Here is a 26,537-nt window from a genome sequence, read left to right on the forward strand (position 1 = left end):
AGTATGGATGCCTTGCTAATTGCAAAAACATCCCATGGGGTGCCCTGAAAGTAGGTTTAGTTAACTTTCGGTGTCGGGCCGGACATTCTGGTTATACCGGAACAGGTTGTTCGGGTCATATTTTGTCTTAATTTTCACCAGGCGGTCGTAGTTGGGGCCATACGCCAGACGGATACGGTTAGACTCCTCCCCAGTCAGGAAGTTGACATATACCCCGCCTGTGGCATAGGGCGCTGCGGCGTTGAATAATTCGCGTGCCCAATCCGTAACCTTCTTGTCATCGGAGGGGTCTTCCCAACGGCCATGCAGGTTCATCACAAAATTCGCGTCGCGGTGCGGGTATGCGGTGTCGGTGCTGGCGATGCGGTTTGTCTGGCCTCCCATCTGCCCAATGAAAATCTCTGTGAGTGGGGAGGGTAGGTTTTGGGTTGACACGATCAGCAGGTCCAGTAACGCTTCGTCCAGCTTTTCAAAGTTGTGGGACTTCCAGTAGTTGCGGGCACCGGGAGTAAGCAGCGGGTCGAATGCCTGCTGCCATTCTGCGTACTGGTGCGGCCCGATCACATCGGCAATGGGGTTTCCGAATTTTCTGAGGGGCTCCAGAATCCGCTCTCCCTCGCTCATCTCGCCTGCATGGAACGCTGCCAGTATCACAACCTCCTTGCCGTGCCACTCCTCGGGTATAAACGGAAGGGGCGGCGCCTTGCGCAACACAACCCATACCGACGTCTCATCGGGGAACGTAGCCACACACTCGCGGTAATGCTGCAGCACGTTTTTCGCGTCTTGCAGCGGGTGTATCAGCAGCCCGGACAGGACCTCAGGCCCAACGGGGTGTAGCGCGAACTCGAAGGAAGTAACCACCCCGAAGTTGCCTCCGCCGCCCCGAATGGCCCAAAACAAATCCTGGTTCTCGTCTTTGCTGGCGTGCAGGAGTTTGCCCTCGGCGGTCACCACTTCCGCGGAGAGGAGGCTATCTACGGTAAGGCCATACTTCCGGCTGAGCCAGCCAAAACCGCCCCCGAGGGTAAGCCCCGCAACGCCGGTGGTCGAGTTGATGCCTGTGGGTGTGGCGAGCCCGAATGCCTGGGCCTCACGGTCGAAATCTGCGAGCGTGCAGCCTGGCTCCACGTGCGCGATTTTGGCGTTGGGGTCGATCCGGACCTGACGCATCTGCTGCAGGTCAATCATCAGGCCATCGTCGCAGACCGCGTTTCCGGCTATATTGTGCCCCCCGCCCCGCACGGCCACCAACAGTTTGTGCCAGTTGGCAAAAGACACCGCGTGCATCACATCTTCTGCGGTGGTGCATCGCGCAATCATGCTTGGGTGCCGGTCTATCATGTCGTTCCATACCGTCCGGACCTCGTCGTATTTCTCCGAGGTTGGCGTTAGCAAATCGCCGTGCAGCGAATCCCTGAAATGTGAAAGATCCTGTTCTGAAATTTTTGAGGTAGCCCCTCCTAGTGATCCTGTTGCGTATGTGCTCATCTGTTTCTCCTCCAGTTCTTATACCTAATTTCAACTTTAGCACCCCCGGCGCTCTTCTTCCGCCAGCCACTGGCCGCTTTACCATGCATCCCTCATTGCGCAGAAAGTGCAGTGTTTTGTACGTATACAATTAATAAATGCACTTTAACAATTGTATATATTAAGTTAACCCATCCATTTAATGAGGAGGAATACCTAACTTCTGTACGATAGTGGCGCACGCATCCTGCACTATAAAAAGGAAATGCTGTCTGTTTCTAAGTATATTGAAAAGTGCATTTATGCTGTTTGTAGCTGAGACTGTCACAATGAGACGAGAATATAGCATCCTTCCGTGTTCATACCCACCCGGCCCACTTAAACCATTACCTTTGTCAAAATACTGCGTGATACCCGTGGAGCATAACACGTGATGTAGCGCCCGTCCACGGCCTGTCATTTTTGCATTGCATAGGCCTGTAGTTCCCCCATCCGTAGCATGTGCCACATAGCGTAATGGAGCGTACCAGCACAATTTTGTGGGCATTCCGGAAGTAACGATTTACCCGGAAAATCGTGGAACTACAGGAGGACTCGTGTAACAACTAAATCCCTACTCTCTTACATAAAGATGCATAAAACACTTTTACTTCTAACAGCCTTCCTGACAAGTTTGACCTGCTTTGCGCAGGCTCCGGACGAGAAGCCGGAGGACAAGCCGACACTGACGATCGGGGGCGCCTTGCGTTTTAACTACAATCTCTCGACCTGGAAAAAAGACCAGTTGGAACGTGGCGGCGACTTCGGCTACGACTTGTTCCGGATCAACGTGCAGTCGGCTTACAAAGGCATTAAGCTGAACGCCGAGTACCGCCTGTATTCCCAGGGCTTTGGCGGCGGCTTCCTGAAGCAGGGTTGGTTTGAGCACGATTTCTCGGACGTCTCCCAGATCCAGGTCGGCCTGAACCAGGTTCCGTTTGGTATACAGCAGTATAACTCCCACAACTGGTTCTTCAACCTGACCTATTACATTGGCTTTGAGGACGACCACGACATGGGGGTAAAGTACATCCACGACACGGGCCTTTGGCAGTGGCAGGCGGCTTACTACAAGAGTGCGGAGGAGTTTGTCTTCGGTTCCTCGGAGGCGAGCCCCAACCGGTATTCGTATGACATTACGGGCCGCAACAAAGAGAACAACCAGCTCAACCTGAAGGTGCTCCGGCGCGGCGGCGAGGACCGGGAACATGAACTGGGTGCCTCGGTGCAGGGCGGCCTGATCTATAACCTGGACACCGAAATGAACGGCACGCGGCATGCCGAGGCGCTGCACTATGAGTACAAACCCATCGATAGCCCCTGGAACGTGAAGCTGCAAGCCATGCGCTACCGCATCAACCCAAAGTACGCCGCTGACAACGACCTCGACTTTATCGAGATGGGTGCCTACGGCGCGAATTACAACGTAGCCACCAAAGGGGAAGTATACACGGCGGGTGTTTCCTACCACGTGCCCATTGAGTCGCGCTTGCTGCAGGGCATCACGCTCTACGACAACTATGGCTATTACAACAAAAGGGTAAGCGGCTTCGAGGACTCGCAGATGAACGTGCTGGGCGCGCTCTTTACCGCAGGGTCTATGTACATCTATACCGACGCGGCCTTTGGGTATAACCAGCCCTGGTTGGGCCCGCAGTGGCAGAATGGCTTTGCCAGCGGCACGCCCGGCGACACCGACTGGCACCTGCGCTTTAACATAAACATGGGATACTATTTCTAATACTTCTAAATATATAATTGATGAGTAAAGTAGCTAGGAGTGATACCAGGAAGTCGTTGGGGCTTGAAGTAAACGGCCCCGTTTTCTGGTCTTCCATCGTGATACTGGTGATAAGCATTGCGCTTGTCCTGATCTTCAGGGAGGGGGCAGAGGCGTTTTTCAGTGAGGTGCAGGCATCAGTTACCGCTAACATGGGGTGGCTGTTCATCCTGAGCGTGAACGTGTTTGTGGCGTTCTGCCTCTACATGGCCTTTGGCAAGTTCGGCGGCATACGGCTGGGCGGCAAAGAGGCCAAACCGGAGTTCAGCACCTCCTCGTGGTTTGCCATGCTGTTCAGCGCAGGTATGGGTATTGGCCTTTTGTTTTGGAGCATCGCCGAGCCGATCAACCATTTCCAGACGCCTCCTTTGGGGGAGCCCGGCACGCCTGCAGCGGCACGGCAAGCCATGAACTTCACGTTTCTGCACTGGGGTTTCCATGCCTGGGCCATATATGCCCTGGTGGGTTTGTCGCTAGCGTATTTTACCTATAGCCGCAAGCTGCCCCTCACCATACGCTCGGTGTTCTACCCTTTCCTGGGAGAGCGCATCCATGGCGTGATCGGCGACATCATCGATACCCTGGCGGTGATCGCCACGCTTTTCGGTCTGGCAACCTCGCTGGGTTTGGGTGTGAAACAGGTGGCAGCCGGTCTGCACCATGTGTTCCCGGTTATTGCCAGCGACGTCACGACCCAGATTATCCTGATCGCTGTCATCACGGGTATTGCCACCATTTCGGTGGTAACCGGTGTCGATAAAGGCGTGCGAATTTTGAGCGAGTGGAATATCCGCATTGCTCTGGTGCTCCTGCTAGCTGTGTTGATTCTAGGCCCTACCGTATTCATCCTGAGCTCCTATGTCCAGAACGTGGGGTCATACATCGGCGACTTCATGCAGCTTTCCTTCTGGAACGAGGCCTACTCTACCCGTAACTGGCAAGGCGGCTGGACTGTGTTTTATTGGGCCTGGTGGATCTCCTGGGCGCCGTTCGTGGGTATTTTCATTGCCCGCGTATCGAAAGGCCGCACCATCCGCGAGTTTGTGCTGGGGGTGCTGATCGTGCCGTCGTTGCTCTCTTTCCTATGGATGACCGTTTTCGGAAGCACTGCCCTGCGCGATGTGCTGGGCGGCGAGACAGCCGTAGCCGAAGCCGTCACCAAAGACATGTCCACGGCGCTGTTCGTGTTCTTTGAGCAGCTCCCCTTCTCCACGGCCCTCTCTATCATCGGCATTATCCTGGTGGCCGGGTTCTTTGTAACCTCCTCCGACTCCGGCTCGCTGGTAGTGGATAGCCTGACCTCAGGCGGCAGAGCCGATTCCCCTGTGGGCATTCGTGTTTTCTGGGCCTTGGCCGAGGGTGGTATAGCCGCCGTTCTTCTGATCGGAGGTGGCTTGCAGGCACTGCAAACAGCCGTAATTATCACGGGTCTGCCCTTTGCCATCATCCTGCTCATTATGTGCTACAGCCTCTATAGGGGCTTGAGTGAGGAGCTGGAAGAGGAGAACAAACTGGGCAAGGCGCAGCAGCGGAAAGCCTATCAACAGCTGGTGGCCGAGGCACTGACAAAACGCGCCGCGAAGCATGAGGCGGCGGTAGAAGCAAAAAAAGAAACTCCCTAAACCGAACAGTTATGATTGCAATCGACTCTATGATGGTCTGCCTGGACCTCAGCGATATAGACGAAACGCTGGTAAAGTTTACCCGCTCCATGTGCGAACGCCTACCGGTCAGAAAGGTGTATTTTGTGCACAATATCCGGACCTCAGAATTGAGCGACGACTTCCGGGATGTGTTCGGGGATGTGGACCTGGGCTCGGAGATTGAAGCCAGCATCGCGGATACCGTGACGGAGAACTTCGCCAATGCCGCCGACTACGAGATACTGGTAAGCGAGGAGCCCAACACCGAGGTGATCATGGCGGACCTGGTGAAGCGGTATAACGTGAAGCTGACGCTGCTGGGCAAGCGCATGAGCGACAAGAGCACAGGGGCACTCGGCACGAAGCTCCTGCGCATCCTGCCGTGCAGTGTGCTGGTCTTCCCGGAAACGGCGAGCTTTGACATTAGCCACGTCCTCACGCCCATCGACTTCTCAGCGGCATCGGAGCATGCGCTCCGGCTTAGCAAAAGCCTGGTGGCCCAGCTGAACCTCGACCTGGAGATCATGCACGTGTATAAACTGCCGACACAGTATTTCCCGCTCATCTCAGAGGAAAAAGCCATTAACAAGGCCGAGGAGGTGGTGAAAGGCAAGTTCAAGGACCTGCAAAAGCGGCATCCGGAGATTGCCGGTGTGCCTTATACCCTGGTGCGCGCTGCCGGCAAGAGCGTGGCAGACCGTATCAGTATACAGCTCCAGAAAGGGAAACACGGCCTGCTGGTGCTCGGCCTGAAAGGCAACAACCCGATCCCGTCGCTAAGCCTTGGCAGCGTGCCGACTAAGCTCTATAACATGGATATTGCCGTACCGATCTGGATGGTTTATTCGGAAGAAGTGATCAAGTAATAAAAAGAGGGAAGCTGGTTTAGCTTCCCTCTTTTTATGGCGTCAGGATTTTTATGCCGCCCGCATGAGGTTACTTATACCGGTCACCACCATATCAACGCCGATAGCGCCCACAAAAAAACCGTTGATGCGCAGCAGCAACTCCATGTTTTTGTCGAACGCAGTCTGCACTTTCTTGGAGTTCATGCTGCGCCGTATTTGCTTGAGGCCCATGATCACGGCAAAGTTGGTGAACATGATCAGGACGAGGGAAAGTATACCCTGCCAAAGTTCCAGTTGCTCCGCCATCAGCACCGTAAGCGAAATGGTGCCCGCCCCTACCATGAACGGCAAGGCAATCTCCGAGGCAAGGTCATGCAGGTCGCCTTTGATCTGGATAAAGGCTTTCTTGCCCTGCACGATAAAGATGTACGCCAGCGAGAACAACACGATGCCGCCGAAGATCCGGAACGACTCAAAGTTGATCCGGAAAACCTTCTCAAACACCACATCCCCGAAAAGCAGGAACACCATGAAGATAAAGAAAGATATGGTCGTCGCTTTCAGGAAAACCGCTCGGAAATCAGCCTCCGACAAATCCTGCATCACGGGTCTCAGGTAAAGAAAGAGGGCAAAAGGGTTCAGCATCACCAGAAAACTAAAAATTGCTGCAATCATAGGGTATGATAAATTGTAAAAAGCTTACGATCTAGGGTATCCAGGTTAATCGGAGCACAAAAGACGTTTGTGGGTAATATAATAAAAAAGCAGCCTCCGTTGCCAGTGGCTGCTCATTCGCATCAGGACTTTCGCAAAGCTGCCCTTGTTGCGTCTTTTGACCAACAAGTTGTTGGTGAGAACACACAACAACGGCAGACTCAAGACTGCTTTCGCTCCGTGTTTCGATTAGATGCGAAAGTCCTGCGCATTTTCTTTCTCTGTAAGGTATACCTCTGTGCTAATGCAAGCAGGTATACATCAGGTGTTTAACCGTTTAAAATTTTACAGCTTCACAGGGTATGATTCGCAACTGCACGTGCTCGAAAGATAGTTGAGACTTGTCTGTAAACCGCATTTTCCCGTCTATTTCCTTTATCTCGCCATACCCTTCGGCCAGTGCTGAGTTTTGTTTCAGAAAGGCAACCTCACGAACTGACTCCATACCTTCAGACTGAAAGGTATAATCAGCGAACAGGGTATCACCGGCAAATGCCCCTTTAATTGTGCCTCGGTTTTTATCCTTTTCAAAGAGGTTATACGTCAGGTCACCTGTCACCAGCAATCCTGTTTGTACCAGGCGCAGCGAAACGGTGTCGTTGCCCTGAAGGTACTGGTAGCACGAAGTTACGGAAGAATGCGTTGTTTCCTCCGCTACGGGCTGTTTATCCGCGCTTGGCTGGCAACCTGCCAATAGTGCAAACCCCAACAGCCATTGGAGGGGGTATGGTTTCATAAATTTGAGGGATACGGGTATAGTGCTGCTCCGACGCGACGGCATGGTATACATCCACCCGTCTCATGAATAAAATAAGCTTCTGCAGCATCCTGCCCCTGCCGAAAGGTATAAACGCTGTATTATACTGCCTCTTCCTCGCTGCTGTTCCCCCCGAGTGAAAAACCATATACAACCAGCCCTGCAGCGGCGGCGAAGATGATGTATTGTTTTTGGCGGGTGGTCAGCGAGTCGTATAACTCCATCCCGAATTTGCCCGGATTGTTAAGCACTTCTGTTATCTGGTCCGGGTCCTTCAGGAGATTTTTCAGAATGTCTGGGAATGTTTCTTTGCTCATAGCTATATACATTTTTTGTAGCGTACGTGTGCACCGCCAGAATAGATATGAGTGGGCATGGGCTACGGCACTTTCCAACGGGTAACCGCACCCGGCTGCCAGGCAAATTTCTGTCTGAGGCATGCCGCAGAAGGCGGAGCGTCAGGTGGCGAAAATAGCGGTTTTGTCACGGAAGGATTTGAACTCAATGGGGTTGCCGCTCAGGTCCAGCACAAACATGGTGCGCTGCTCTCCCGGCTGCCCCTCGTATCGCGTCTGTGGTTTTATGATGAATGCTATGTCGTGCCGCAGCAACTGTTCCTGCACCCGGTCAAATTCCGCTTGCTCCAGAATGCAGCCGAAATGCGGGATCGGCACTCTCACGCCATCCACTTTGCCGCAATAATTCAGGGCGGGGCGGCTGTCGCTGACGTGAGCGGAAAGTTGGTGCCCGAAAAAGTCGAAGTCGATCCAGGAGGCGGTGCTCCTGCCTTCGGGGCAAGCCAGGATCTCGATGTAGAACCTGCGGGTAGAGGCGATGTCTTTTACTTTGAAAGCGAGGTGGAAGGGGTTCATGTCAATAGCCTTTTTGTCGTGATACCACATGGTGCAGGGCCTCGTTTCGCTGAAGCCTGTCGTAATTTGCCAATATCTGGCCCACTACCGAGGCGGGCTCTGTGGTGCTGGCGATGTGCGGGGTAATGTCAATCCGGGGGTGGCTCCAGAAGGGGTGTGCGGCGGGCAGCGGCTCCTGCCGGAACACGTCCAGGCTAGCGCCAGCCAGATGGCCATTGTCTAGCATCTCCACCAGGTCCTCGTCTACCAGGTGCTCGCCCCGCGCCACGTTAATCACATAGGCACCCTGGGGCAGCTTGGCAAACGTCTCTTTGTTCAGGATATTGGCAGTGGATGGGGTGAGCGGCAGCAGGCAGATCAGGATATCGGCCTGCGCCAGAAAGTCAGGCAGCGCTTCCGCCCCGGCAAAGGTCCGGACACCGTCCAAAGGCCTGGCCGCGGTGGCCCAGCCATTCACCGTAAAGCCGTTGAGGCGGAGCGTCTGGGCTACGTGCGCGCCCAACACGCCCAGGCCCATCACGCCAACCGTTACGTCGGCGGGTCTTTTGTAGCGCTGGGGCCACCATACATGCGACCGCTCGTGCACTTTATACCCCGTGAGGCCCCGTAAGTGGCTCAGCGCGAGGGCAAGGGTAAACGTGCCCATGTCGTGGGTCAGGTTCTCGTCCACGATCCGGGTGACAACCGCATCCTGCGGGAGCTCGGGGTCTTTGAGCACGTGGTCTGCGCCTGCCCCCATCGAGGCAATGCATTTAATGTTGGGGAAATCACGGAAAGCGCCCATCGGATGGTTCCAGGCCAGGGCAAACGTCACTTCGCTGTTGTCCCTTTTATCGGGGTATACCCTTACATCCAGATCAGGCCTTGCATCCTGTAATGCTTTGAGCCACGGACGCACATCCTTCCGCTGGCTGAAAATCATAATCGACATACTACTGTTTTACTTTAGCACAATGGTACAAATAAAATGCGTCACTCTCTATACCCCCTGCCGGGCTTATGGCCTACTCCCTGGGTATAAAACGGCCAGAAGAAGCCCGATCGGCAACTTGAACGCAGCAGGAACACAACCATCCGTCCGCTTGCCAGGATATACGTTTGGAACATAGCGGGCAGTTTTCTGTTGAAGCAACAGCGACTTTGCTTACAATCGACCCGTTATGCTTCGCTGGAAAGACATCATCACCTACGCCAAATACGGAAATCCTGAGCCTGTGCATCGCCTTGAGCGAACGGAGGAGGAATGGCGGCGGCACCTTACCCCGGAGCAGTATGCAGTTACCCGCCTGAAAGGAACCGAGCGGGCTTACCGGAATGCTTTTTGCCGCGTGTATACCCCCGGGGCATATGCCTGTGTGGGCTGCGGCAGCGTCCTTTTCCAGGCCTCCGAAAAATACAACGCCATCTCCGGGTGGCCCAGCTTTACGCAGCCCTCCAGCAAGGGTGCGCTCAAATACGCTTTCGACGACAGCCACAAGATGCACCGTATCGAGGCGATGTGCAACGTCTGCGACTGCCACCTGGGCCATGTGTCCCATGACGGGCCTGCGCCGCACGGGCTTCGCTACTGCATTAACTCGGCAAGCTTGGTCAAGCTGCCCCCCGGCCTGACACCCGACTGCCAAGATGCCGAAACTATACGTTAATTTTATACCTGGTACCTTTGGGTCAGGGTGGCATACCTGCCCTACCCATACATCAAACAGAATTCCATGCAAAACATCAGCAGCATTGCGTATAAAAATGAGTTTGTAAAATCCTTCCCTGGCGATGAAAGCGGAGAGAAACAGCCCCGCCAGACGCCCGGGGTCCTGTATAGCCGCGTCAGCCCGACGCCTGTAAGCGGCCCCACCCTACTGGCGTGGTCTGATGCGCTGTCCGCCGAACTGGGTATACTGAAACCGGCCACGCAGGAAGACATCGCTGTGCTGGCCGGCAACGGGCTGGCCCCCTCGATGCAGCCGTATGCGGCCTGCTATGCCGGGCATCAGTTCGGGAATTGGGCTGGCCAGCTGGGCGATGGCCGCGCCATTACCCTGGGAGAGCATGAAGTGAGCCCGGGCAACAGCTGGGAACTGCAGCTGAAAGGCGCGGGCCCTACCCCCTACTCCCGCAGGGCCGACGGTAGGGCGGTACTGCGCTCGTCCGTCAGGGAATATCTCATGAGCGAGGCGATGCATTACCTTCGGGTGCCCACCACCAGGGCCCTGAGCCTGGTGCGCACCGGAGACCAAGTGCTGCGCGACATGTTCTACAACGGCAACGCGGCCCACGAACCGGGTGCCATCGTGCTGCGCACGGCCCCCAGCTTCCTGCGTTTCGGCAATTTTGAGCTGCTGGCAGCCAGAAAAGAGCTCGACAACCTGAGGCAGCTAACCGACTGGACGATGGCCCGGTACTTCCCGCACCTGCAAGGCGGGCGCGACGAAAAGCTGCTGGCGTGGTTTGAGGAAGTGGTGGAGCGCACGGCGCGCCTGATGGTGGAATGGCTGCGGGTGGGCTTTGTGCACGGCGTGATGAACACCGATAACATGTCGGTGCTGGGGCTAACGATCGACTACGGCCCGTTCTCTTTTCTCGACGACTATGACCCCGCTTTCACGCCCAACACCACCGACCTGCCTGGGCGCAGGTACGCCTTTGGCCAGCAACACGCCATCGGCTACTGGAACCTGGGCTGCCTGGCCAGTGCCCTGGCCCCGCTGCTGCCCGACACCGAGAAACTGGTGGCCACCCTGGAGACCTACCGCGAGAGCTTCTACCGGCACTACTACGCCATGATGGGAAACAAGCTGGGCTTGGACGAGGTACGCGACACTGACAAAGCCTTTATCAAGCAGTTCGAGGAAACTCTGGCTACCCTGAAGCCAGACATGACCATCTTCTACCAGTTGCTCATGACGCTCCCGCCCCACCCCGCAGACGCACAGGCGGTGCTCGATCATTTTTCAGAGAGCTTTTACCAGACCCCAAACCACGAGGGAGCAACAGCCTTGTTCAGGTTGATGACACGGTATGACGCCCGAAGACAGGAGAACATCTGCACCCCTGCGGAAGCGCTGCAGCTAATGCAGGAAAGCAACCCGCGCTTCATTCTGCGCAACTACCTGCTGCACCAGGCCATTGAGGAACTGGAGCGAGGCGAAGACCAGCTTTTCAGACAGCTTCAGGAGGCGATCAAAACGCCGTATACCACCGATGCGGACGCCTTTTTCGCGAAGCGCCCGGAATGGGCATCGCAAAAGGCCGGGTGCTCCATGCTCTCCTGCAGTTCCTGACCTCTCTAAAACCCGAAAAGCGCGTGAACCTAAACTAACGTGAACTTGGGCATAGCTGTAGGTTAACCTGCTTTTGAATAAGTTTTTCTGCTTTGGAGAAGTAAAGTTTAGCTAGATCAAGGCAAAATGATTTCCAGTTTTTCCGTGAGGCGCCTTGTATATTTCCGGTGCCACGTCAGTGGCAGCCGTTAGGCAGGAAATGTACACAGCGCCGAGAGGGAAAACGCGCACCAGCGGGCGTGGAGCGCAAAGTAGGCTATGAAACAAGGTGTTTCGAGTGTCGAAATAACCGCTATATGCCCAAGTTCACCTTAATTGAGGGTATAAGTTAATCTATACTCACGCGCTTTTCCGTTTTATACCCTTCGGCGGGTACTCAAACTACTTCCCCTTTCAACCCGACACCTGCGCCGCGCTGATTTTATTCAGCGTCTGCATTTCCTCTTCCGATAGTGTAATCGTGGCAGACTTAAAATTCTCTTCCAGGTGCTTTACCTTGGAGGTGCCCGGTATGAGCAGAATGTTTGGGGAGTGGTGCAAGAGCCAGCTGAGGGCAACCTGATGGGTGGTCACGCCATGAGCGTGGGCAACGGCTTCCAGCTTTTTCAGCGCGTCCAGGTTTCCGCCACCCAGGGGATACCACGGAATGAACGCCATACCCTGCTCGCGGCAGTATACCAGTTCATCCTCCCAGTCGCGGTTGTCTACGCTATACTTGTTCTGCACCGACACCACCTTTACGTACTTCTGCGCCTTCTTTATCTGCTCCACCGACACCTCCGACAGCCCGATGTGCCGGATGAGGCCCTCTTCCTGCACCTGTTGCAAAAACTCCAGGCTCTTCTCAAACGGAACCTCGGGGTCTACGCGGTGCAATTGGTACAGATCGATGCGGTCTAGTTTCAGGCGCTGCAGGCTGCCCTCCAGCGCCTCGCGTAAATGGTCAGGGTTCGCATTAATGGGCCACTCGTTGGGGCCGGTGCGCAGCAGGCCGCCCTTCGTGGCGATCACCAGGTTGTCGGGGTATGGGTGCAGCGCCTCCGCAATCAGTTCTTCCGACACGTTCGGGCCATAGCTATCTGCCGTGTCGATAAAGTTGATGCCTAGCGCTACCGCCCGCTGCAGCACCCGGATCGCCTCGTCTTTGTCCTGAGGTGGCCCCCAGATGCCGTCGCCGGTAATCCGCATGGCGCCATACCCCATCCGGTTTACCTCCATCTCGCCGCCCAGTGTAAACGTTTGGGTATATGATGTGCTTTCTGTCATGGTTCAGTTGTTTTGAGAGCATGTTTAAATTTCGTTTTTGAAATCGAAAATTGTTCAGGAAGGGTTCTGGCGAAGCGTTTTTTGAGCCGCATAGCAGCGCTATGGGGTGATAAAAAGGCGAAGTCAGATTCCTTTATGAACAATTTGCAGCCCAAAAGATGAATTTCAAACATGCTCTAGGTTAAAAATTCAGTTCTTGTTCCTACGGCGGTTATTCCGGCCGGTTGAAAACCATTACGCCCCTTTTGGGTTGATAGGGATACGGCAGCGTATGCGGAGGCTGGCCACGTGATTCATATTCGCTCCGCACGTAACGTAAACATCGTATAAAAACCGTCAAACATAGGCAGTATACCGCATGAGCAATCCAACTAAAAATCTTTCTGATACCCGTTTTTCCGTTCTGGACCTGGTGCCCATACTCGATGGCAAGACCCCGGCCGACTCGTTCCGCAACACCCTGGACCTTGCCCGCCACGTAGAGGACTGGGGCTATACCCGCTACTGGATGGCCGAGCACCACAACATGCCTGGCATTGCCAGTTCCGCCACCTCCGTGCTGATCGGGCATATAGCCGGTGGCACCTCCACCATCCGGGTAGGCTCGGGAGGAATCATGCTCCCGAACCACGCCCCGCTTGTGGTGGCCGAGCAATTCGGCACGCTCGAGACCCTATACCCCGGCAGGATTGACCTGGGCCTGGGCCGCGCGCCCGGCACCGACCAGGTAACGGCCATGGCCCTGCGCCGCGACCTGCGGGGCTCTGGGGAGGATTTCCCGGAGAACGTGGCAGAACTGCAGGGGTATTTCTCGGCCGACAACCCTTCGGCCCGCGTGAAGGCGGTGCCCGGGCAAGGGCTGAACGTCCCGATCTGGCTGCTGGGCTCCAGCACATTCAGTGCGCAACTGGCCGGCATCCGGGGCTTGCCCTTTGCCTTCGCCAGCCATTTTGCCCCGAGCATGCTCCATTCGGCCCTGGAGGTATACCACGATCATTTCCGGCCTTCCAAAAGCCTCGAAAAGCCATACACCATGGCGGGCATCAACGTGGTAGCCGCCGACACCGACGAGGAGGCGCAGCACCTGGCCACCTCGCTCTACCTCTCGTTCCTTAACGTGATCCGGGGCAAGGCAAAGCCGATGCAAGCGCCTGTAGAAAGCATGGAAGGACACTGGGATGCCTCAGAGGAGTATGCGGTACGGCAAATGCTGCGCTATACCTTCATCGGCTCGCAAGAGACGGTGGAAAAGCAGTTGCAGGCTTTTGTGGAAGCCACGCAAGTAGACGAGGTGATGGTAGCTGTAAACGTGTATGACCATGCGGCGCGCCTGCATTCCTACGAGTTGCTGTCGCAGCTTATGGGTAAACAACCAGCAGTATAATCTTTGGGCCATACCCTCGTAAGGCATTTCTGCAAAGTGCTTATGCCGCTAAAAAAGCCGGGGCGGACGCATATGACATGCGCCCGCCCCGGCTTTTACTCAATCCATACCTCCCTCAGTCTATCTTGATTCGTTTTTTTGGACGCTCTTGCTGCTCCCGCTTTGGCACTGTCAGGCGTAATACACCATCTGTATACTGGGCTTTAATTTCCTCTGTTTTCACATTATCGGGCAGGGCAAACGAACGGCTGAAAGAGCTGTAATTGTACTCCCGTCTTTTGAAGTTATCTTTCTCCTCCGTTTTCTCTTCCTGCTTCTGGCTGCTGATGGTAAGAGTACCCTCGTCCATATCCACGTTGAAGTCCTCCTTTTTCATGCCGGGGGCAGCCACCTCGATCAGGTAATCTTTCTCATTGTCTTTAATGTTGACGGCTGGCACGCTGCCAGCATCCATTCTCTTCCATGGCATCGGCATCAAAAACATGTCATTGTCAAAGATGCGGTCCACATCCGAGAAAAAGTCCGAAAATATAGAGCGGGCAGGTGTTCCAACGCCGCCCTCTCGTTTCATTAAATTTGCCATCGTTCTCAGGTTTTAAGATCAAAAAAACATAGTTACACAATCATCAAAACACAGCTGTACCGAAGGGCATTTTATACCATGAGGTATATTTATTTTAACGATTTGGTTTTTACTTTGGTTGAACCAATCACACATTTCTTTCACAGCCAATAGGTTAGCAACACTATACAGGTGGGCGGTATACCCTACCACGCAGGGGGCTTTATACGGATATGGGTGTCGCGTTGGCTTCAGCCTCTCACCCTTACTGGTGTCACAAGGCAGCGCGGGCCAGCTGCACAGAATCGGACGGGAGGGCTGTAGTTTCAGAAAAGAATGCTGAACTTTGGGGGACCATGACATCCCAAGAAAACTACCCTACCCTGCCTGAATTGCCGGTAAAGGAAGCGCTGCCACGCCTGCTGGCCGCCCTGGACACCCACCCGAAGGCTGTGCTGGAGGCTCCGCCCGGAGCAGGAAAGACGACCCTTGTGCCGCTGGCCATGCTGGCGGCAGCCTGGTGCCGGACAGGAAAGATTCTGGTGCTGGAGCCACGCAGGCTGGCGGCCAGGGCAGCTGCCCAGCGCATGTCAGACCTGCTGGGGGAGCCTGTGGGCCAAACGGTGGGGTATTGGGTGCGGATGGAGCACGTGGTATCCGGCAAAACCCGCATCGAGGTGGTGACGGAGGGTATCCTGACCCGCCTGCTGCAGGACGACCCGGCCCTGGAGGGCGTTGCGGCAGTTATTTTCGATGAGTTTCATGAGCGCAGCCTGCAGGCCGACCTCGGGCTGGCCCTTGCCCTGGACGCGCAGGCGGTGCTGCGCCCGGACCTGCGCCTGTTGGTGATGAGCGCAACCCTGGACGCCGCCACAGTGGGCAACTGGCTGCAAGCGCCCGTTATCCGGAGCGAGGGACGCCTATACCCCGTGGAGACGCACTACCTGACGCCAGCTGAGGCTGCCGGAGCGGGCAAGTGGCCAGCAGAACGGCTCGCTAACCTGGTGCCCGCGGCCATCCGGCAAGCCATGGCAGCCGAGCCAGACGGCGATGTGCTGGTGTTTCTGCCGGGTATGGGCGAGATGCGCAAAGTGGAACAGCGCCTTGAAGGCAGGCTGCCCGCTGCCACGGACCTGCACCTGCTGCACGGCGACCTGCCCCTCAGCAAGCAGCTAGCTGCCATTCAGCCTGCCCCTGCCGGAAAGCGCAAAGTGGTGCTGGCTACCAGCATCGCCGAGACGAGCCTTACCATAGAGGGAGTGAAAGTGGTGATTGACGGCGGCTATGCCCGCGCCCCACGCTTTATTCCGCGCACCGGGCTCACCACCTTAGAAACGACCGCTGTCTCGAGGGCTGCGGCAGACCAGCGTCGGGGCCGGGCAGGCCGTCTGGGACCCGGGGTCTGCTACCGGCTATGGTCTTCCGCTGATCAGCTGCAACTCCCCGACCGGCAAGTACCCGAAATCCGCGAGGCCGACCTGACCGGCCTTGCCCTGGAATTGGCCATTTGGGGCGTGAAGGATGCATCGTCTTTATCCTGGCTGGATATCCCGCCGGCGGCGGCGATGTCGCTGGCGCAGGATTTGCTGCTCCGGCTGCAGGCGATAGACCCTCAGGGAAACGCGACGCGCCACGGAAAAGCGCTGGCGGCCCTGGGTCTGTCGCCCCGGCTGGGGCATCTGGTGGTGCGCGGCTACGCCCTGGGGTATGGCGCCACGGCCTGCGCCCTTGCCTCGCTGCTCTCGGAGCGCGACATCCTGAAACCAATGCAACAGCCCTACAGCAGCCCGCTGCCTGATCTCGCGCTGCGCCTGGAGCTGCTTGCTGGTCGGCGGTTGCCCACGCCCGGCTTTGTGACGGACGAGAACGCCCTGCGTCGGGTACGCGAGCAAGCACAGAACCTCCGGCAGCGTCTGCGCGAGGCGGCAGGCAAAGTGGCCCCCGAGATGGCAGGCATCCTCACGGCCCTTGCTTACCCCGACCGGCTGGCGCAGCGGGAGTCGTCGGGGCGGGTGCGGTTAGTGAGCGGCCAGCGGGCAAACCTGGCCACAGAGCTGTTCGGCGAAAGCGATTATTATGCCGTGGCCCATCTCGAGACAGGCAAGCAAGCCCGCGTGCTGCTGGCCGCCCCGATCGCCAAAGCGGATATACTGCTGCACTTTCAGGAACTGGTGGAAGATGTGCAGGAGGTTCGTTGGGAAGAGACCACCGGACGGGTGATCTCCCGGCAGGTCACGCGGCTGGGAGCGCTGGTGCTGGAGGAAATGCTGAAAACAAACCCTGACCAGGAGCAAGTGGCGCGCGCCTTGTTGCAGGCCCTGCAGCAAAAAGGAATAGACCGGCTGCCCTGGTCGGCGGAGGCCCTGCGAACACGCCAGCGCCTCGCCTTCCTGAACCAGCTGCAGCCAGACCAATGGCCAGATGCATCGGATGCTGCCCTGGCTGACACGCTGGAGGAATGGCTTGCGCCCCATCTGCCGGGGCTACACACTTTGGAGCAGGTAGCCAGGCTGGATTTTAATGAGCTGCTGCTGGCAGAGCTCCCCTGGGAGAAACGGCAGGAAATGGACCGCCTTGCCCCGACGCATTTGCAGGTGCCCAGCGGCTCGCGCATTGCCCTGGATTACACAGACCCGGCAACGCCCGTTTTAGCCGTGCGCTTGCAGGAGGTGTTTGGCCTGCTCGATACCCCAAAAATTGGCGGGGGCAGCGTCCCCCTGCTTCTGCACCTGCTCTCCCCCGCCTCCAGGCCCGTACAAGTTACCCGCGACTTGCGGAGCTTTTGGGCATCGGGCTATTTTGAGGTCCGCAAAGACTTGCGTGGCCGCTACCCCAAGCACCATTGGCCCGAAGACCCGCTTTCGGCCCCGCCTATAAGAGGCACAAAAAAGCGCCCGGAAGGGAATCGGTAAGATGCAGTGGCTTGCGCCATACCCCACAGGTACAACTGGGGGCTTTCTGCCTTTTCAGAGGGGGTTTACTGTCTTATATAATGGCATCATACATCCTTGATTATGTATAAAGAAGTCAGAAAAGCCTGAATTTCCTGCCGCTACGCGTTACGTTTTGGTATACCCCTTGACCCCTTGCCTGAAGCTGCTCAGTCCGTCTACCCCTAACTCCACTAGATCGCCCGGCTTCAGGTAGCGCGGCGGTTTCATGCCCAGCCTCACGCCAGCCGGTGTTCCGGTTGAGATGATGTCGCCGGGCAGCAGGGTCATGAACTGGCTGACGTAGAAAACCAGAAAAGGAATTCTGAAGATGAAGTTGGCGGTGGTGCCTGTCTTCGTGCTCAGCCAGAAACTCTTCCAGCCGGGCCATGCCGCTGGTCTCAAAAAAATGTCTATTTTAATACCATTATCAATTGATTGGTACGCATAGATCCGCTCTATGGCGCAAGCGTCCGCTTGTGACTCACAATGCATCCCATCTGCCGCATTTCATATGAAAGCACAAGCGGACGCTTGCGCCAGTGTTTACAGTTGCAAAATTCACGAAATGAAAAAACTCCAGTACGCTGAATCCATTCGATAATGGTATAATTTTCCCCAAACGCGCTTGTATCGTAGGGCACATCATCAAGGATTACTCCTGTTTTCTCTTTAGGTGGTTCTCCATATCAGTTTCATCGTGTTGCTTTTAGGCTTCCTCCGGTGGGAAGGCTTTTTTTAAATGATTTATATATGCTTTATACTTCTTACATCAAACTGCCCCTGTCTGCTCCGTTTAGGGCTATATGGTTTTGGCCTGGCGCACTTGTGTTTCGGCCCAGGTTGTGAGGCGTATGTTATTGGCGGCCATTTTTTGGACACACCGCGCGCTTGTGAAATAATCGAAATCAGCTTGTCTCCAACTGGCACCGAAATTTGGATGCTCCACACAGAGTCCTTGCATTTCCGCATCGTCGAATGCCGGATGGATCAGGATGGTGTTTAACCCCGGCTGCATATTGTCTAAAACCTGGTCATAGTAGCTGGCCAAGCCTTCATTCTCAAACCACTTGTATTCTCCTACATACAGGTGGTCAACGCTAAGTCCGGCACTGCTGGTAGTTAGCCCCAACGCTTCGTCAGAACCGGCCAGATGCTGTCTGCTCAAAAGGATAGGCAAATCGAATTCTTCGCCCAGCTGTTTGTATACCTGAAGCAACTCAGAACTTGCCCCCAAAGCAAACATGTGCGTGTCTAAATGCGTTGGCCGCAACCCTAATCCGATGGCTTTCTCGATTTGCGCCCGCAGCTCTTTTCTGACATGCTCTGGTTTTGCATAGCGCTTTACCGCGTCCCGGCTGCTGTGGAAGTATCCATGCGGGTCTACCAGGCTTGCCACTTCCTGCGGCGGCAAAACCGGTCTGAACTTATAGAACTTCCATTCGCAGGTAAGTGTCAGGTGAATGCCGCAATCATACCGGGGATTGCTTCTGGCGAAATCGACCATTTCTAGAGCCCATGGACAAGGCATCATGATACTGTATGAATTCACCACGCCGTATGAAAGGGCCTGTACCGTTGCCCTGTTTTCGGAGCATGATAACCCGGCATCATCGGCATGCACGATCAGCCACTTAACGTCTTTGGAGTATTCTGCCTGCTCTAAGTTCCTATTCATAAAGCTGAATCTTGCTAACACTGCTATTTTACCGGGTGCCTATTATTTATATCCAGCTCTGCCGGCTAGCTATTCAGTTTGATGAGGCCGCCGTCGATCGGGTAATCGTTTCCGGTGATAAAGGCCGCCTCTTCGGAACAGAGGTATAGGAAAAGCCCGGCGATTTCCTCGGGCCTTGCCATGCGGCCGATAGGCTGCGACTTCGAGAGTTTCCCGAACATCTCCTCGTTCTGACCGGGATAGTTTTTGGCCAGAAAACCGTCGACGAAGGGGGTATGGACCCGTGCCGGTGAGATACTGTTGCAGCGGATGTTGTCGTGCCCCCCTGCCGGGCAAAGGCAAGTGCCTCCGCTTTTTCGATACCACTCCCGCCACCCGAAACTGCGGCTAACTGGTTCGTCAGTTGAAACATAGTCTCGTTTTGTTTACGCTGATGACACATGCTCTCTCAAAGAGAAAAATTGCCATTTGCTATAGAACCTGAATCATGTTTTTATCGCCGCAAAGCGCTGCCATACGGTTTAAAAAATGCTTCGCCAAAATTCTGGCTTAACAATACCCGCTTCCAAAATCAGATTTATACCTGCTCTAATATAAGCATAATATTGTAGCAGCGGAAAATTTACAGAAGAACGCCAGCAACCCTAAACGCTAGCGGAAAAGTCAATCAGTGGCGCCTGTAGGTAGGCATAAGTTGTAAACCCCGATAAGGTATGAGGGGCAGTGTATGTAAATGAATAGCGGCTAATGTTGGTGCCCCTGCAAGAAGGCCATACATAACAAAGCCTGTATACTCGCATATACAGGCCAGATGCTTCTGAAACTTGTAGGGGCACTTGGGCAAACCAGGTATGAGCGCCGGGAACTCAACTCCTACCTTTATACCTTTCCATACCCGGTTTGGAAAGGTAAGAGGTAGCTTCGTGCCGTTTGGGTACTGGGCGAAACTGTTACCTTCTGCTGTCTTTTACCAACATCCCGATCAGGAACACAGATGCCAGCAGGGCAATATTGGACAACAGAAACGCCGGGATCCTGAATTTCCCGTGTTTTATTTTCTTTACATTTTTCGCGCCCTCGAAGGTCAGCTTCTTCGTTTTGTCATCGTCAAAGTCCACATAGTCCCCGACATCGAATTCGTTTTTGTCATCTTCATACCACACTACAGCCTTTACTTTCCTTGTGTCGCACGAGGCAATGTCGTCCTTGCATACCCCGATCAGGATCAGGTTTGATTTGCGAGATGCGTCCTCGGTACTTTCAGATGCGACGGTTTCGTATAGCCTACCCTCGTTTTCAAAGGCAAACTGCACACTTTTATAGGACGGTTTAACGGCAATGACTTTTCCCTGTGGCATGGCGGTAGATATGAAATATATTAAATGAAGCTAGAAGTAAATTTACGTTATATGATTTAAAACTTACTTTTCACATTTTTATCTCATAAACTATCTTCACATTGTACCTTCGCGCTTTAAAATTAATTTTTTTTGAGTTAGAATCAGAACAGGGTAAACCGGAAGAAATTTCAGGGTATTGACTTGCATCAACACCAAATAATATTATTTCATTTTTTCGAACAGGCGAATTTCCAGAACCACCAGGATGATCTTCGCAACTTTCGACATAACCTACTTTTAACAAATTTTCTTCAGTTTTTTCAAATATTGATGGCTGCTCATCTTCAGAATCCAAATTATTATTGAGGAACCTTAAAAAACCTTCAATCCAATCTGTGCTCATTTCTTCTTTATCTTCTTTTTCATCTTTACTTTTTTTTCTACCAGGTGTAACGGCAATAACGACTCCTCTAGGCATAGCTGTATAGTTTTAGTTAGTAGATAATTTTTACATAAGAATTGGCATGCGTACGCTCATCCGGCAGGCAGACTGCCGGTAAAACCGCTGCTGAATTGCAGGTATTCGGATACTGAAGGAAAGGGCCTGGGTCTTAGGATTCCACGTCCTTCGCACCTGTCGGATTGGTTGTGGTGTTAGTCGTTCCCGGCAACTTATTTATGGGAGAAGTCGGTTGTGTGTTGCTGCTGTTCTGCACGGATTCTTCGTCTGTCTGACTAACTCTTGAGGTCATTGTTGGCTTTACGGGCACTACTTTTCCTTGTGGCATAATACAAATATTTAGATAGTTAACTCCTGATATTCAGGCTGTATTTTCTGCTTATACGTTAAAAGTACAAAATGATACCTATTTTTGTATAAATTTAGTATACATTTAATATAATTACTTCAAAGGATATTACAATGTTAAAACATATAGTTGCCACTCTCCTTTTCGTGTTAGTGTCTACCTATGTGCTGGCACAGCTAGGGAACCCTTTCGTCCAAAGTTTCCCACCGACGGCTTACCAAAGTTATGCCTATATCTCGAGCCCGCAGAACTGGGGCATCGTGCAGGACAACCGTGGGATCATCTATGTGAGTAACACAAGCGGTGTGCTGGAGTATGATGGGCTGAACTGGCGCATGGTGGCTGGCACGGCGGGGCTTGGGCGCACCCAGCTCGCCCGGAACAGCGAAGGAAAGATTTTTGCCTGCAGCAGCACGGATATGGGTTTTCTTAGCCCCGACTCCGCCGGCAAAATGCAATTTGTTTCTTTGCTCCCCCGGTTACGAGGAGATCAGGCCAACCTCGACTTTAAAAAAGCGGCTGCCGTAAGCCGCGATGTATACTTTCTCACAGAGAACAAACTGTTCCGCTGGACCGGCACTCACTTTCGGATCTGGCGCAGCGAAGCGGGTTACTCGCGTATTTTCTCGATCCACAACAGGCTCTATGTGGTTGAAAAAGAAAAAGGCATCCTCCTGCTGGAGCACGACCGCTTCCTTACCTTGCCCGGTAGTGAAGGAATAAAGGGCTTGATGGTATCGGCTTTACTGCCTTTGCCTGCCACCAAAGCCTCTACGCTTAATTTTCTCATCGCCACATACGAAAGCGGTTTGTACAGGTACAGAGACCATACCCTGGAAAAATTGAGCCCCACATCCATTATGAGTGAGATATCTTTTTTGCACGGCATCAGTTTGTCCGACGGGACCTTTGCTTTGGCTACACAGGGTGCCGGCATACTGATTCTGGACCAGGAAGGACGAGTAAAAAAAGTGATCGATCAGGAAACCGGCCTGAACGATAATACCGCGATGGCGCTGTGCATAGACCAGGAAGGCGGCCTTTGGGCAGCATTGAACAAGGGCATCAGCCGCATCGACTACCCCTCCCCGATTTCCTACCTTAACAAATCCACCGGACTCGACGGCATTGTGCTGGACATACTCAAGAAAGGCCCCTTACTGTATGTTGGCACTTCTTCCGGAGTTCATATTGCGAGTGAACTGGACCCGACACCTACCTTCCGAAAATTACCGCTGTTGCAGAAGGAGGTATGGAAAATAGTGGATGCGGGCGATACCCTGCTGCTTGCCAACTCAAAAGGCATCTATACCCTGGCGGACAGTTCTTTGCACCGTGTCTCGCCGGTTGGGGGGAATATCACTTACAAAACAATCCACCGCTCCACCGTGTACCCGGCCCGGTTTTACATTGGCACTTCAGGCGGCCTCGCCTTACTAACCCACCGGAGTGGCGAATGGAAATGGGAGGGAAACATAAAAGCCGTGAAACATCCGGTAACCTCGCTGGTGCAGGACAGGGCAGGCAAAATCTGGGCGTCCAGCGATACCAGTATCTCCATTATAGCCGATGCAAAGGAATATGGGCTCAAACCTCCTGTCTTGAACCTGAAACTGTCGGAACGCATCTTGAATGACTTTGATCAGTTGCCTTTGTATGCTGTGAAAGGTAAAATTTACCTTGGCACCAGCAAAGGTCTCTACAGTTTTAAAAAGGATGGCCAGAAATACCGCTTACTGCCCGATGCCACCTTTGGAAAAAGGTTTGCAGGCGGCACCAAGGAGGCCATTAACCTGACCGAAGACCGCAACGGCAATGTATGGCTTACCTCTGAGTTTAGAACCGGAATGTTGCGCAAAACGGCACAGAACAGCTATACCTGGGATACCATCCCACTCAGCAGGGTACCCCGCGTGGATGTGTGGACCATATACCCGGACGCAGCCGGTGTGGTGTGGCTGGCCACCACCGAAGGCATTTTCAGCTATAACCCTTTTGTGCCGAAGAATTACAGAACACAGCAGAAAACCTTACTTCGTAAAGTCAATCTGCTCGGCGACTCCACCGTTTTCTACGGGGCGTTTGCCAACAAAGGCACAGCCACCGTCGCACAGACCCCGCAATTTGAGTTTGTGCTGCCTCATGCCGTTAAATCAATCAGCTTTGAGTATACCGCTACTTCCTACGACGCCCCCGGGCAACTGCTCTACAGTTATATGCTGGAGGGGGAGGATGAGAAATGGTCGCTCTGGACCACTGAGACGAAAAGAGAGTTCACTGGCCTGGACGAGGGCACGTATGTGTTTAAGGTACGCTCGAAGAATATCTATGGCACCGTAAACCAGCCTACGACGTTTGCGTTTACGTCGCTGCCGCCATTTTACCGGACGTGGTGGGCCTATACCCTGTATGTGGTGCTGTATGGCCTGGTGATCTGGGGCTTCGTTAAGATCAAACACCGCCACCTGATCGCCACCCAAAAAAGCCTGGAGAAAGTCGTGCATGAACGCACGGCGCAGTTGGAGGAAGAAAAGAAGAAGTCTGACGACCTGCTCCTAAACATCCTGCCTTCCGAAACCGCTGAGGAACTGAAGGCCAAAGGCCGTGCCCTGGCCCGCAGCTATAAGGCCGCAACCGTGCTCTTCACTGACTTCAAGGATTTCACAAAAATAAGCGAGCACCTGACGCCGGAAGAACTGGTAGCCGTCATCGACTTCTACTTCTGCGCCTTCGACCGCATCATCACCAAGTACAACATCGAGAAAATCAAAACCATTGGCGATGCCTACATGTGCGCGGGCGGCATCCCGAACCCGGGGGCCAACACCCCCACCGATGTGGTGAAGGCTGGGCTGGAGATTCTGGACTTTGTGCAAAACCTGAACCCCGATAACAAGCGGCTGAAACATCACAAGTTCGAGATCCGGATCGGCATCCATACCGGGCCGGTGGTGGCGGGCATCGTGGGCACCACCAAGTTCGCCTACGACATCTGGGGCGACACCGTGAACACGGCAGCCCGCATGGAGTCGTGCGGCGAGGTAGGCAAAGTGAATATCTCGGGGGCCACCTACACCCTGATCAAAGACGATTTCAGGTGCAGTTACCGCGGCAAGGTAGAGGCAAAAAACAAAGGCGACATCGACATGTACTTTGTGGAGGCCATCGTGCCGCACCCTGTTTTGCTCTAATCTTCTGATGCCCATACACAAAGAATCCCCACCGAAATGAGATCCGGTGGGGATTATTCTGAAAGCTACGGCTGCGGACAGTTTGGGAAAAGACTCGGTTAAAAAAGGCCCAGAAACTTCTTCTTTTCGTAGATGTGGTTCAGGTCTTTCTCGAACAGGGTATAGTCATCGTGGTAAAACCTCATGAAATCCGGGATGCTCACCTGACCCGGGTAAGGGGCGTAATAATGCGTTGGGCTTCTGATGTCGTTCCGCCATACCAGCACATAGGAAAGGCGCATGTCGTCGCGCTTCATGGTCCTGAGCAGGGTGTTGGTCCACCACGCGGTATCGGGTATGGATTCGAGGCCTGTTTCGGTGAAGGCCGCCAGCTTTCCGGCCTTTTTGGCGTAGTCCGACACGATTTTCAGCTTCATGGCGGCTGTGTCGACAGCATAGCGGTCGCGGCCCATGTCGCCGTAGTTGTCCATACCCACCATATCCACCCACGCGTCGCCGGGGTACCGCTCCAGAAACTCGGCCTCCGTCCGGAACTTGTTATCCGGGGTGAAGGCATATATAAAATTGTGCACATCCAGGCTATCGCGCAGGTAGGACACCGTGAATTGCCACAGCGAGATAAACTCTTCGCGGGATGCATAGGGCTTACCCCACCAGAACCAGCCGCCGTCAAACTCATGGAAAGGACGGAAAATAACAGGGGCAAGCTTTCCGTCGGCCCCTCTGACGCTGTGCGCCCACGCGCCGATGCCGTCCAGTATCTCCTTGTATTGCGCGTGCGCCTCGCCACCAGGTATGATGTAGCGCACGGCAGGCAGCGAGAGCGAATCGACCCAGTAGAACCCGCCCGGAGACACCGGGTTCGAAAAATGCCAGGCCGCGGTGGTCACGCCGCCACGGTTATAGGTATCCACCACGTTCTGCCGCACCGCCTCTTTGGCCTGTGCAATGGCCTGGGGAGATCGCCCGGAAAACCCGCTGAAATCAACGCCGACCACCGCAGGGTGCGATCCCGTGACGGAAGCCACGTCGGAGCGGTTTTGGTCGCCGGACCATCCGTGGCCATACTCAGTGGCGTGCTGGTGCCCGAAAAGGGTATGCTTCTTCGAGAGCTTGCCTAAATTTTGGTACAGGGCTTTGGTTTCGCTGGTAGCCGCTGCGTCAATTGGTTTAGAGGCGCTGCAGCCCACCAAAAACAGCGCGGCCAGTAAAGGCAGGAGAAATAGCTTTTTCATGAATGCTTTCTGCATGTTGAGGCAGTTAAGGTACCACCACACGCGCTTTTTAACAAGGCATCCACGAAGCCAAGGCATCTATCATCCCATTAAATCACAATAACAAAATGGATTAATGCCAAAATACAAAGTATATACTAAAGTATGCTAAAATACTATTATGCGCTCTTGGGACTTCTTTCTGTAAAATCTGAAGCTGAACTGAAGTACAAAGGAGAAATCCTGAAATACAGGCTCCTTTGCACGCAAACTCCAGCCCGACTTTGGAGGCTGAGGGTATCTTATAAATCGTCCAGCTTGGTCAGCTGCGCCTCGATGTTGTGTTGCTGCAACAGCGTAGTGGCGAACCTGTAACTACCACGCGGCACAAACAAACGCAGACAACCACCTTTCATGCGGGCCACGGATTCGAGTACTTTCCATTTGCTGATCAGGGTGCGCTGCTCTTCCTCATGATCGTTTTTCACCACCAACTCAAAGTAATACTTGTCGTTTCCGCGCCGCGCCGTGAAATCGGGCGTTAAGGTAAGGTCGGTGTTCACCATGCTCAAAGATGCTGGCGAGGTATACCCCGTAAAGTCGGCCTTGATATTATCGTAGCCTGATTTCTGGGCAAACTTGATAACTTGTTCTGCATATGAATTGTAATCCTCTGTTTTTTTCCGTGACTGTAACATGTATGGTTTTTTAAGTGAAAAATAATTATGCTGCCGGCACCATGCCAACAGGTATGATAAATAG

General features: G+C 54.1%; 21 protein-coding genes and 2 pseudogenes. 8 read left to right on the plus strand and 15 right to left on the minus strand.

Going from position 1 to position 26,537, the window contains the following annotated elements:
* Window positions 1-60: 60 nt before the first annotated feature.
* Entirely contained in the window at window positions 61-1,491 is a 1,431-nt protein-coding gene (locus MKJ04_RS00980) for an FAD-binding oxidoreductase (protein WP_241638394.1), read from the minus strand.
* A gap of 610 nt (window positions 1,492-2,101) precedes the next feature.
* On the opposite strand from MKJ04_RS00980, the gene MKJ04_RS00985 reads away from it, so the two are divergent.
* The 3 genes from MKJ04_RS00985 to MKJ04_RS00995 are packed head-to-tail and all read left to right on the plus strand — an operon-like array spanning window position 2,102 to window position 5,798.
* Window positions 2,102-3,250 carry a hypothetical protein gene (locus MKJ04_RS00985; RefSeq protein WP_241638395.1) on the plus strand — a complete coding sequence of 383 codons (1,149 nt, stop codon included), beginning with the start codon at window positions 2,102-2,104 and terminating at the stop codon, window positions 3,248-3,250.
* 20 nt (window positions 3,251-3,270) lie between these two features.
* The gene (locus tag MKJ04_RS00990) at window positions 3,271-4,911 is read left to right on the plus strand and encodes a BCCT family transporter (RefSeq protein WP_241638396.1); all 1,641 of its coding nucleotides are present in this window, start codon (window positions 3,271-3,273) and stop codon (window positions 4,909-4,911) included.
* 11 nt (window positions 4,912-4,922) lie between these two features.
* Window positions 4,923-5,798 (plus strand): universal stress protein, encoded by an 876-nt coding sequence (locus MKJ04_RS00995; RefSeq protein WP_241638397.1) that lies wholly within the window; start codon window positions 4,923-4,925, stop codon window positions 5,796-5,798.
* A 51-nt stretch (window positions 5,799-5,849) separates the two neighbouring features.
* On the opposite strand, the gene MKJ04_RS01000 is transcribed toward MKJ04_RS00995, so the two are convergent.
* The 5 genes from MKJ04_RS01000 to MKJ04_RS01020 all read right to left on the minus strand — a co-directional run bounded on the left by MKJ04_RS01000 (window position 5,850) and on the right by MKJ04_RS01020 (window position 9,054).
* Window positions 5,850-6,455 carry a MarC family protein gene (locus tag MKJ04_RS01000; RefSeq protein ID WP_241638398.1) on the minus strand — a complete coding sequence of 202 codons (606 nt, stop codon included), beginning with the start codon at window positions 6,453-6,455 and terminating at the stop codon, window positions 5,850-5,852.
* Between the two features lie 316 nt (window positions 6,456-6,771).
* Window positions 6,772-7,230, minus strand: coding sequence for a hypothetical protein (locus tag MKJ04_RS01005; RefSeq protein WP_241638399.1), 459 nt, complete (start codon window positions 7,228-7,230; stop codon window positions 6,772-6,774).
* Window positions 7,231-7,352: 122 nt separating this feature from the next.
* Window positions 7,353-7,568, minus strand: a complete 216-nt coding sequence (locus MKJ04_RS01010) for a hypothetical protein (protein WP_241638400.1) — start codon at window positions 7,566-7,568, stop codon at window positions 7,353-7,355.
* 141 nt (window positions 7,569-7,709) lie between these two features.
* Window positions 7,710-8,123 carry a VOC family protein gene (locus MKJ04_RS01015; protein WP_241638401.1) on the minus strand — a complete coding sequence of 138 codons (414 nt, stop codon included), beginning with the start codon at window positions 8,121-8,123 and terminating at the stop codon, window positions 7,710-7,712.
* 1 nt (window position 8,124) lies between these two features.
* The gene (locus MKJ04_RS01020) at window positions 8,125-9,054 is read right to left on the minus strand and encodes a 2-hydroxyacid dehydrogenase (RefSeq protein WP_241638402.1); all 930 of its coding nucleotides are present in this window, start codon (window positions 9,052-9,054) and stop codon (window positions 8,125-8,127) included.
* Between the two features lie 229 nt (window positions 9,055-9,283).
* On the opposite strand from MKJ04_RS01020, the gene msrB reads away from it, so the two are divergent.
* Entirely contained in the window at window positions 9,284-9,769 is a 486-nt protein-coding gene (gene msrB / locus MKJ04_RS01025; RefSeq protein WP_241638403.1) for a peptide-methionine (R)-S-oxide reductase MsrB, read from the plus strand.
* A gap of 66 nt (window positions 9,770-9,835) precedes the next feature.
* Window positions 9,836-11,401 (plus strand): protein adenylyltransferase SelO, encoded by a 1,566-nt coding sequence (locus MKJ04_RS01030; RefSeq protein WP_241638404.1) that lies wholly within the window; start codon window positions 9,836-9,838, stop codon window positions 11,399-11,401.
* 393 nt (window positions 11,402-11,794) lie between these two features.
* Here the strand turns inward: MKJ04_RS01030 and MKJ04_RS01035 are convergent, their stop codons facing one another.
* On the minus strand, window positions 11,795-12,667 hold the full coding sequence (locus MKJ04_RS01035) for an aldo/keto reductase (RefSeq protein WP_241638405.1): 873 nt from the start codon (window positions 12,665-12,667) through the stop codon (window positions 11,795-11,797).
* A gap of 358 nt (window positions 12,668-13,025) precedes the next feature.
* Here MKJ04_RS01035 and MKJ04_RS01040 point away from each other — a divergent pair, with 358 nt between their 5' ends.
* Window positions 13,026-14,051: an LLM class flavin-dependent oxidoreductase gene (locus MKJ04_RS01040; RefSeq protein WP_241638406.1), complete on the plus strand. Its 1,026-nt coding sequence runs from the start codon at window positions 13,026-13,028 to the stop codon at window positions 14,049-14,051.
* A 115-nt stretch (window positions 14,052-14,166) separates the two neighbouring features.
* Here the strand turns inward: MKJ04_RS01040 and MKJ04_RS01045 are convergent, their stop codons facing one another.
* Window positions 14,167-14,634, minus strand: a complete 468-nt coding sequence (locus MKJ04_RS01045; protein WP_241638407.1) for an Hsp20/alpha crystallin family protein — start codon at window positions 14,632-14,634, stop codon at window positions 14,167-14,169.
* 335 nt (window positions 14,635-14,969) lie between these two features.
* Between MKJ04_RS01045 and hrpB the strand changes: the two genes are divergently transcribed.
* Window positions 14,970-17,525 carry an ATP-dependent helicase HrpB gene (gene hrpB, locus MKJ04_RS01050; RefSeq protein ID WP_241638408.1) on the plus strand — a complete coding sequence of 852 codons (2,556 nt, stop codon included), beginning with the start codon at window positions 14,970-14,972 and terminating at the stop codon, window positions 17,523-17,525.
* Window positions 17,526-17,672: 147 nt separating this feature from the next.
* On the opposite strand, the pseudogene MKJ04_RS01055 reads toward hrpB, so the two are convergent.
* The 5 genes and pseudogenes from MKJ04_RS01055 to MKJ04_RS01075 all read right to left on the minus strand — a co-directional run.
* Window positions 17,673-17,894: pseudogene (locus tag MKJ04_RS01055) on the minus strand (fumarylacetoacetate hydrolase family protein); the annotation flags it as partial.
* A gap of 451 nt (window positions 17,895-18,345) precedes the next feature.
* Window positions 18,346-19,221, minus strand: coding sequence for a polysaccharide deacetylase family protein (locus MKJ04_RS01060; RefSeq protein ID WP_241638409.1), 876 nt, complete (start codon window positions 19,219-19,221; stop codon window positions 18,346-18,348).
* A 65-nt stretch (window positions 19,222-19,286) separates the two neighbouring features.
* A pseudogene (locus MKJ04_RS01065) lies at window positions 19,287-19,538 on the minus strand (SDR family NAD(P)-dependent oxidoreductase); the annotation flags it as partial.
* Window positions 19,539-20,171: 633 nt separating this feature from the next.
* The gene (locus tag MKJ04_RS01070; protein ID WP_241638410.1) at window positions 20,172-20,579 is read right to left on the minus strand and encodes a hypothetical protein; all 408 of its coding nucleotides are present in this window, start codon (window positions 20,577-20,579) and stop codon (window positions 20,172-20,174) included.
* 70 nt (window positions 20,580-20,649) lie between these two features.
* Window positions 20,650-21,039, minus strand: coding sequence for a hypothetical protein (locus MKJ04_RS01075; protein ID WP_241638411.1), 390 nt, complete (start codon window positions 21,037-21,039; stop codon window positions 20,650-20,652).
* A 444-nt stretch (window positions 21,040-21,483) separates the two neighbouring features.
* Here MKJ04_RS01075 and MKJ04_RS01080 point away from each other — a divergent pair, with 444 nt between their 5' ends.
* Window positions 21,484-24,561, plus strand: coding sequence for an adenylate/guanylate cyclase domain-containing protein (locus tag MKJ04_RS01080; RefSeq protein WP_241638413.1), 3,078 nt, complete (start codon window positions 21,484-21,486; stop codon window positions 24,559-24,561).
* Window positions 24,562-24,659: 98 nt separating this feature from the next.
* Here the strand turns inward: MKJ04_RS01080 and MKJ04_RS01085 are convergent, their stop codons facing one another.
* Together MKJ04_RS01085 and MKJ04_RS01090 are read right to left on the minus strand one after the other, a co-directional pair.
* A complete protein-coding gene (locus MKJ04_RS01085) occupies window positions 24,660-25,811 on the minus strand; it encodes a glycoside hydrolase family 26 protein (RefSeq protein ID WP_241638415.1) in 1,152 nt (383 codons plus the stop codon).
* Between the two features lie 266 nt (window positions 25,812-26,077).
* Window positions 26,078-26,473 (minus strand): hypothetical protein, encoded by a 396-nt coding sequence (locus tag MKJ04_RS01090; RefSeq protein ID WP_241638417.1) that lies wholly within the window; start codon window positions 26,471-26,473, stop codon window positions 26,078-26,080.
* Window positions 26,474-26,537: the final 64 nt, after the last annotated feature.

Origin of the sequence: Pontibacter sp. E15-1, assembly GCF_022601975.1 — a bacterium.
In the GTDB taxonomy this organism is placed as follows: Bacteria; Bacteroidota; Bacteroidia; order Cytophagales; family Hymenobacteraceae; genus Pontibacter.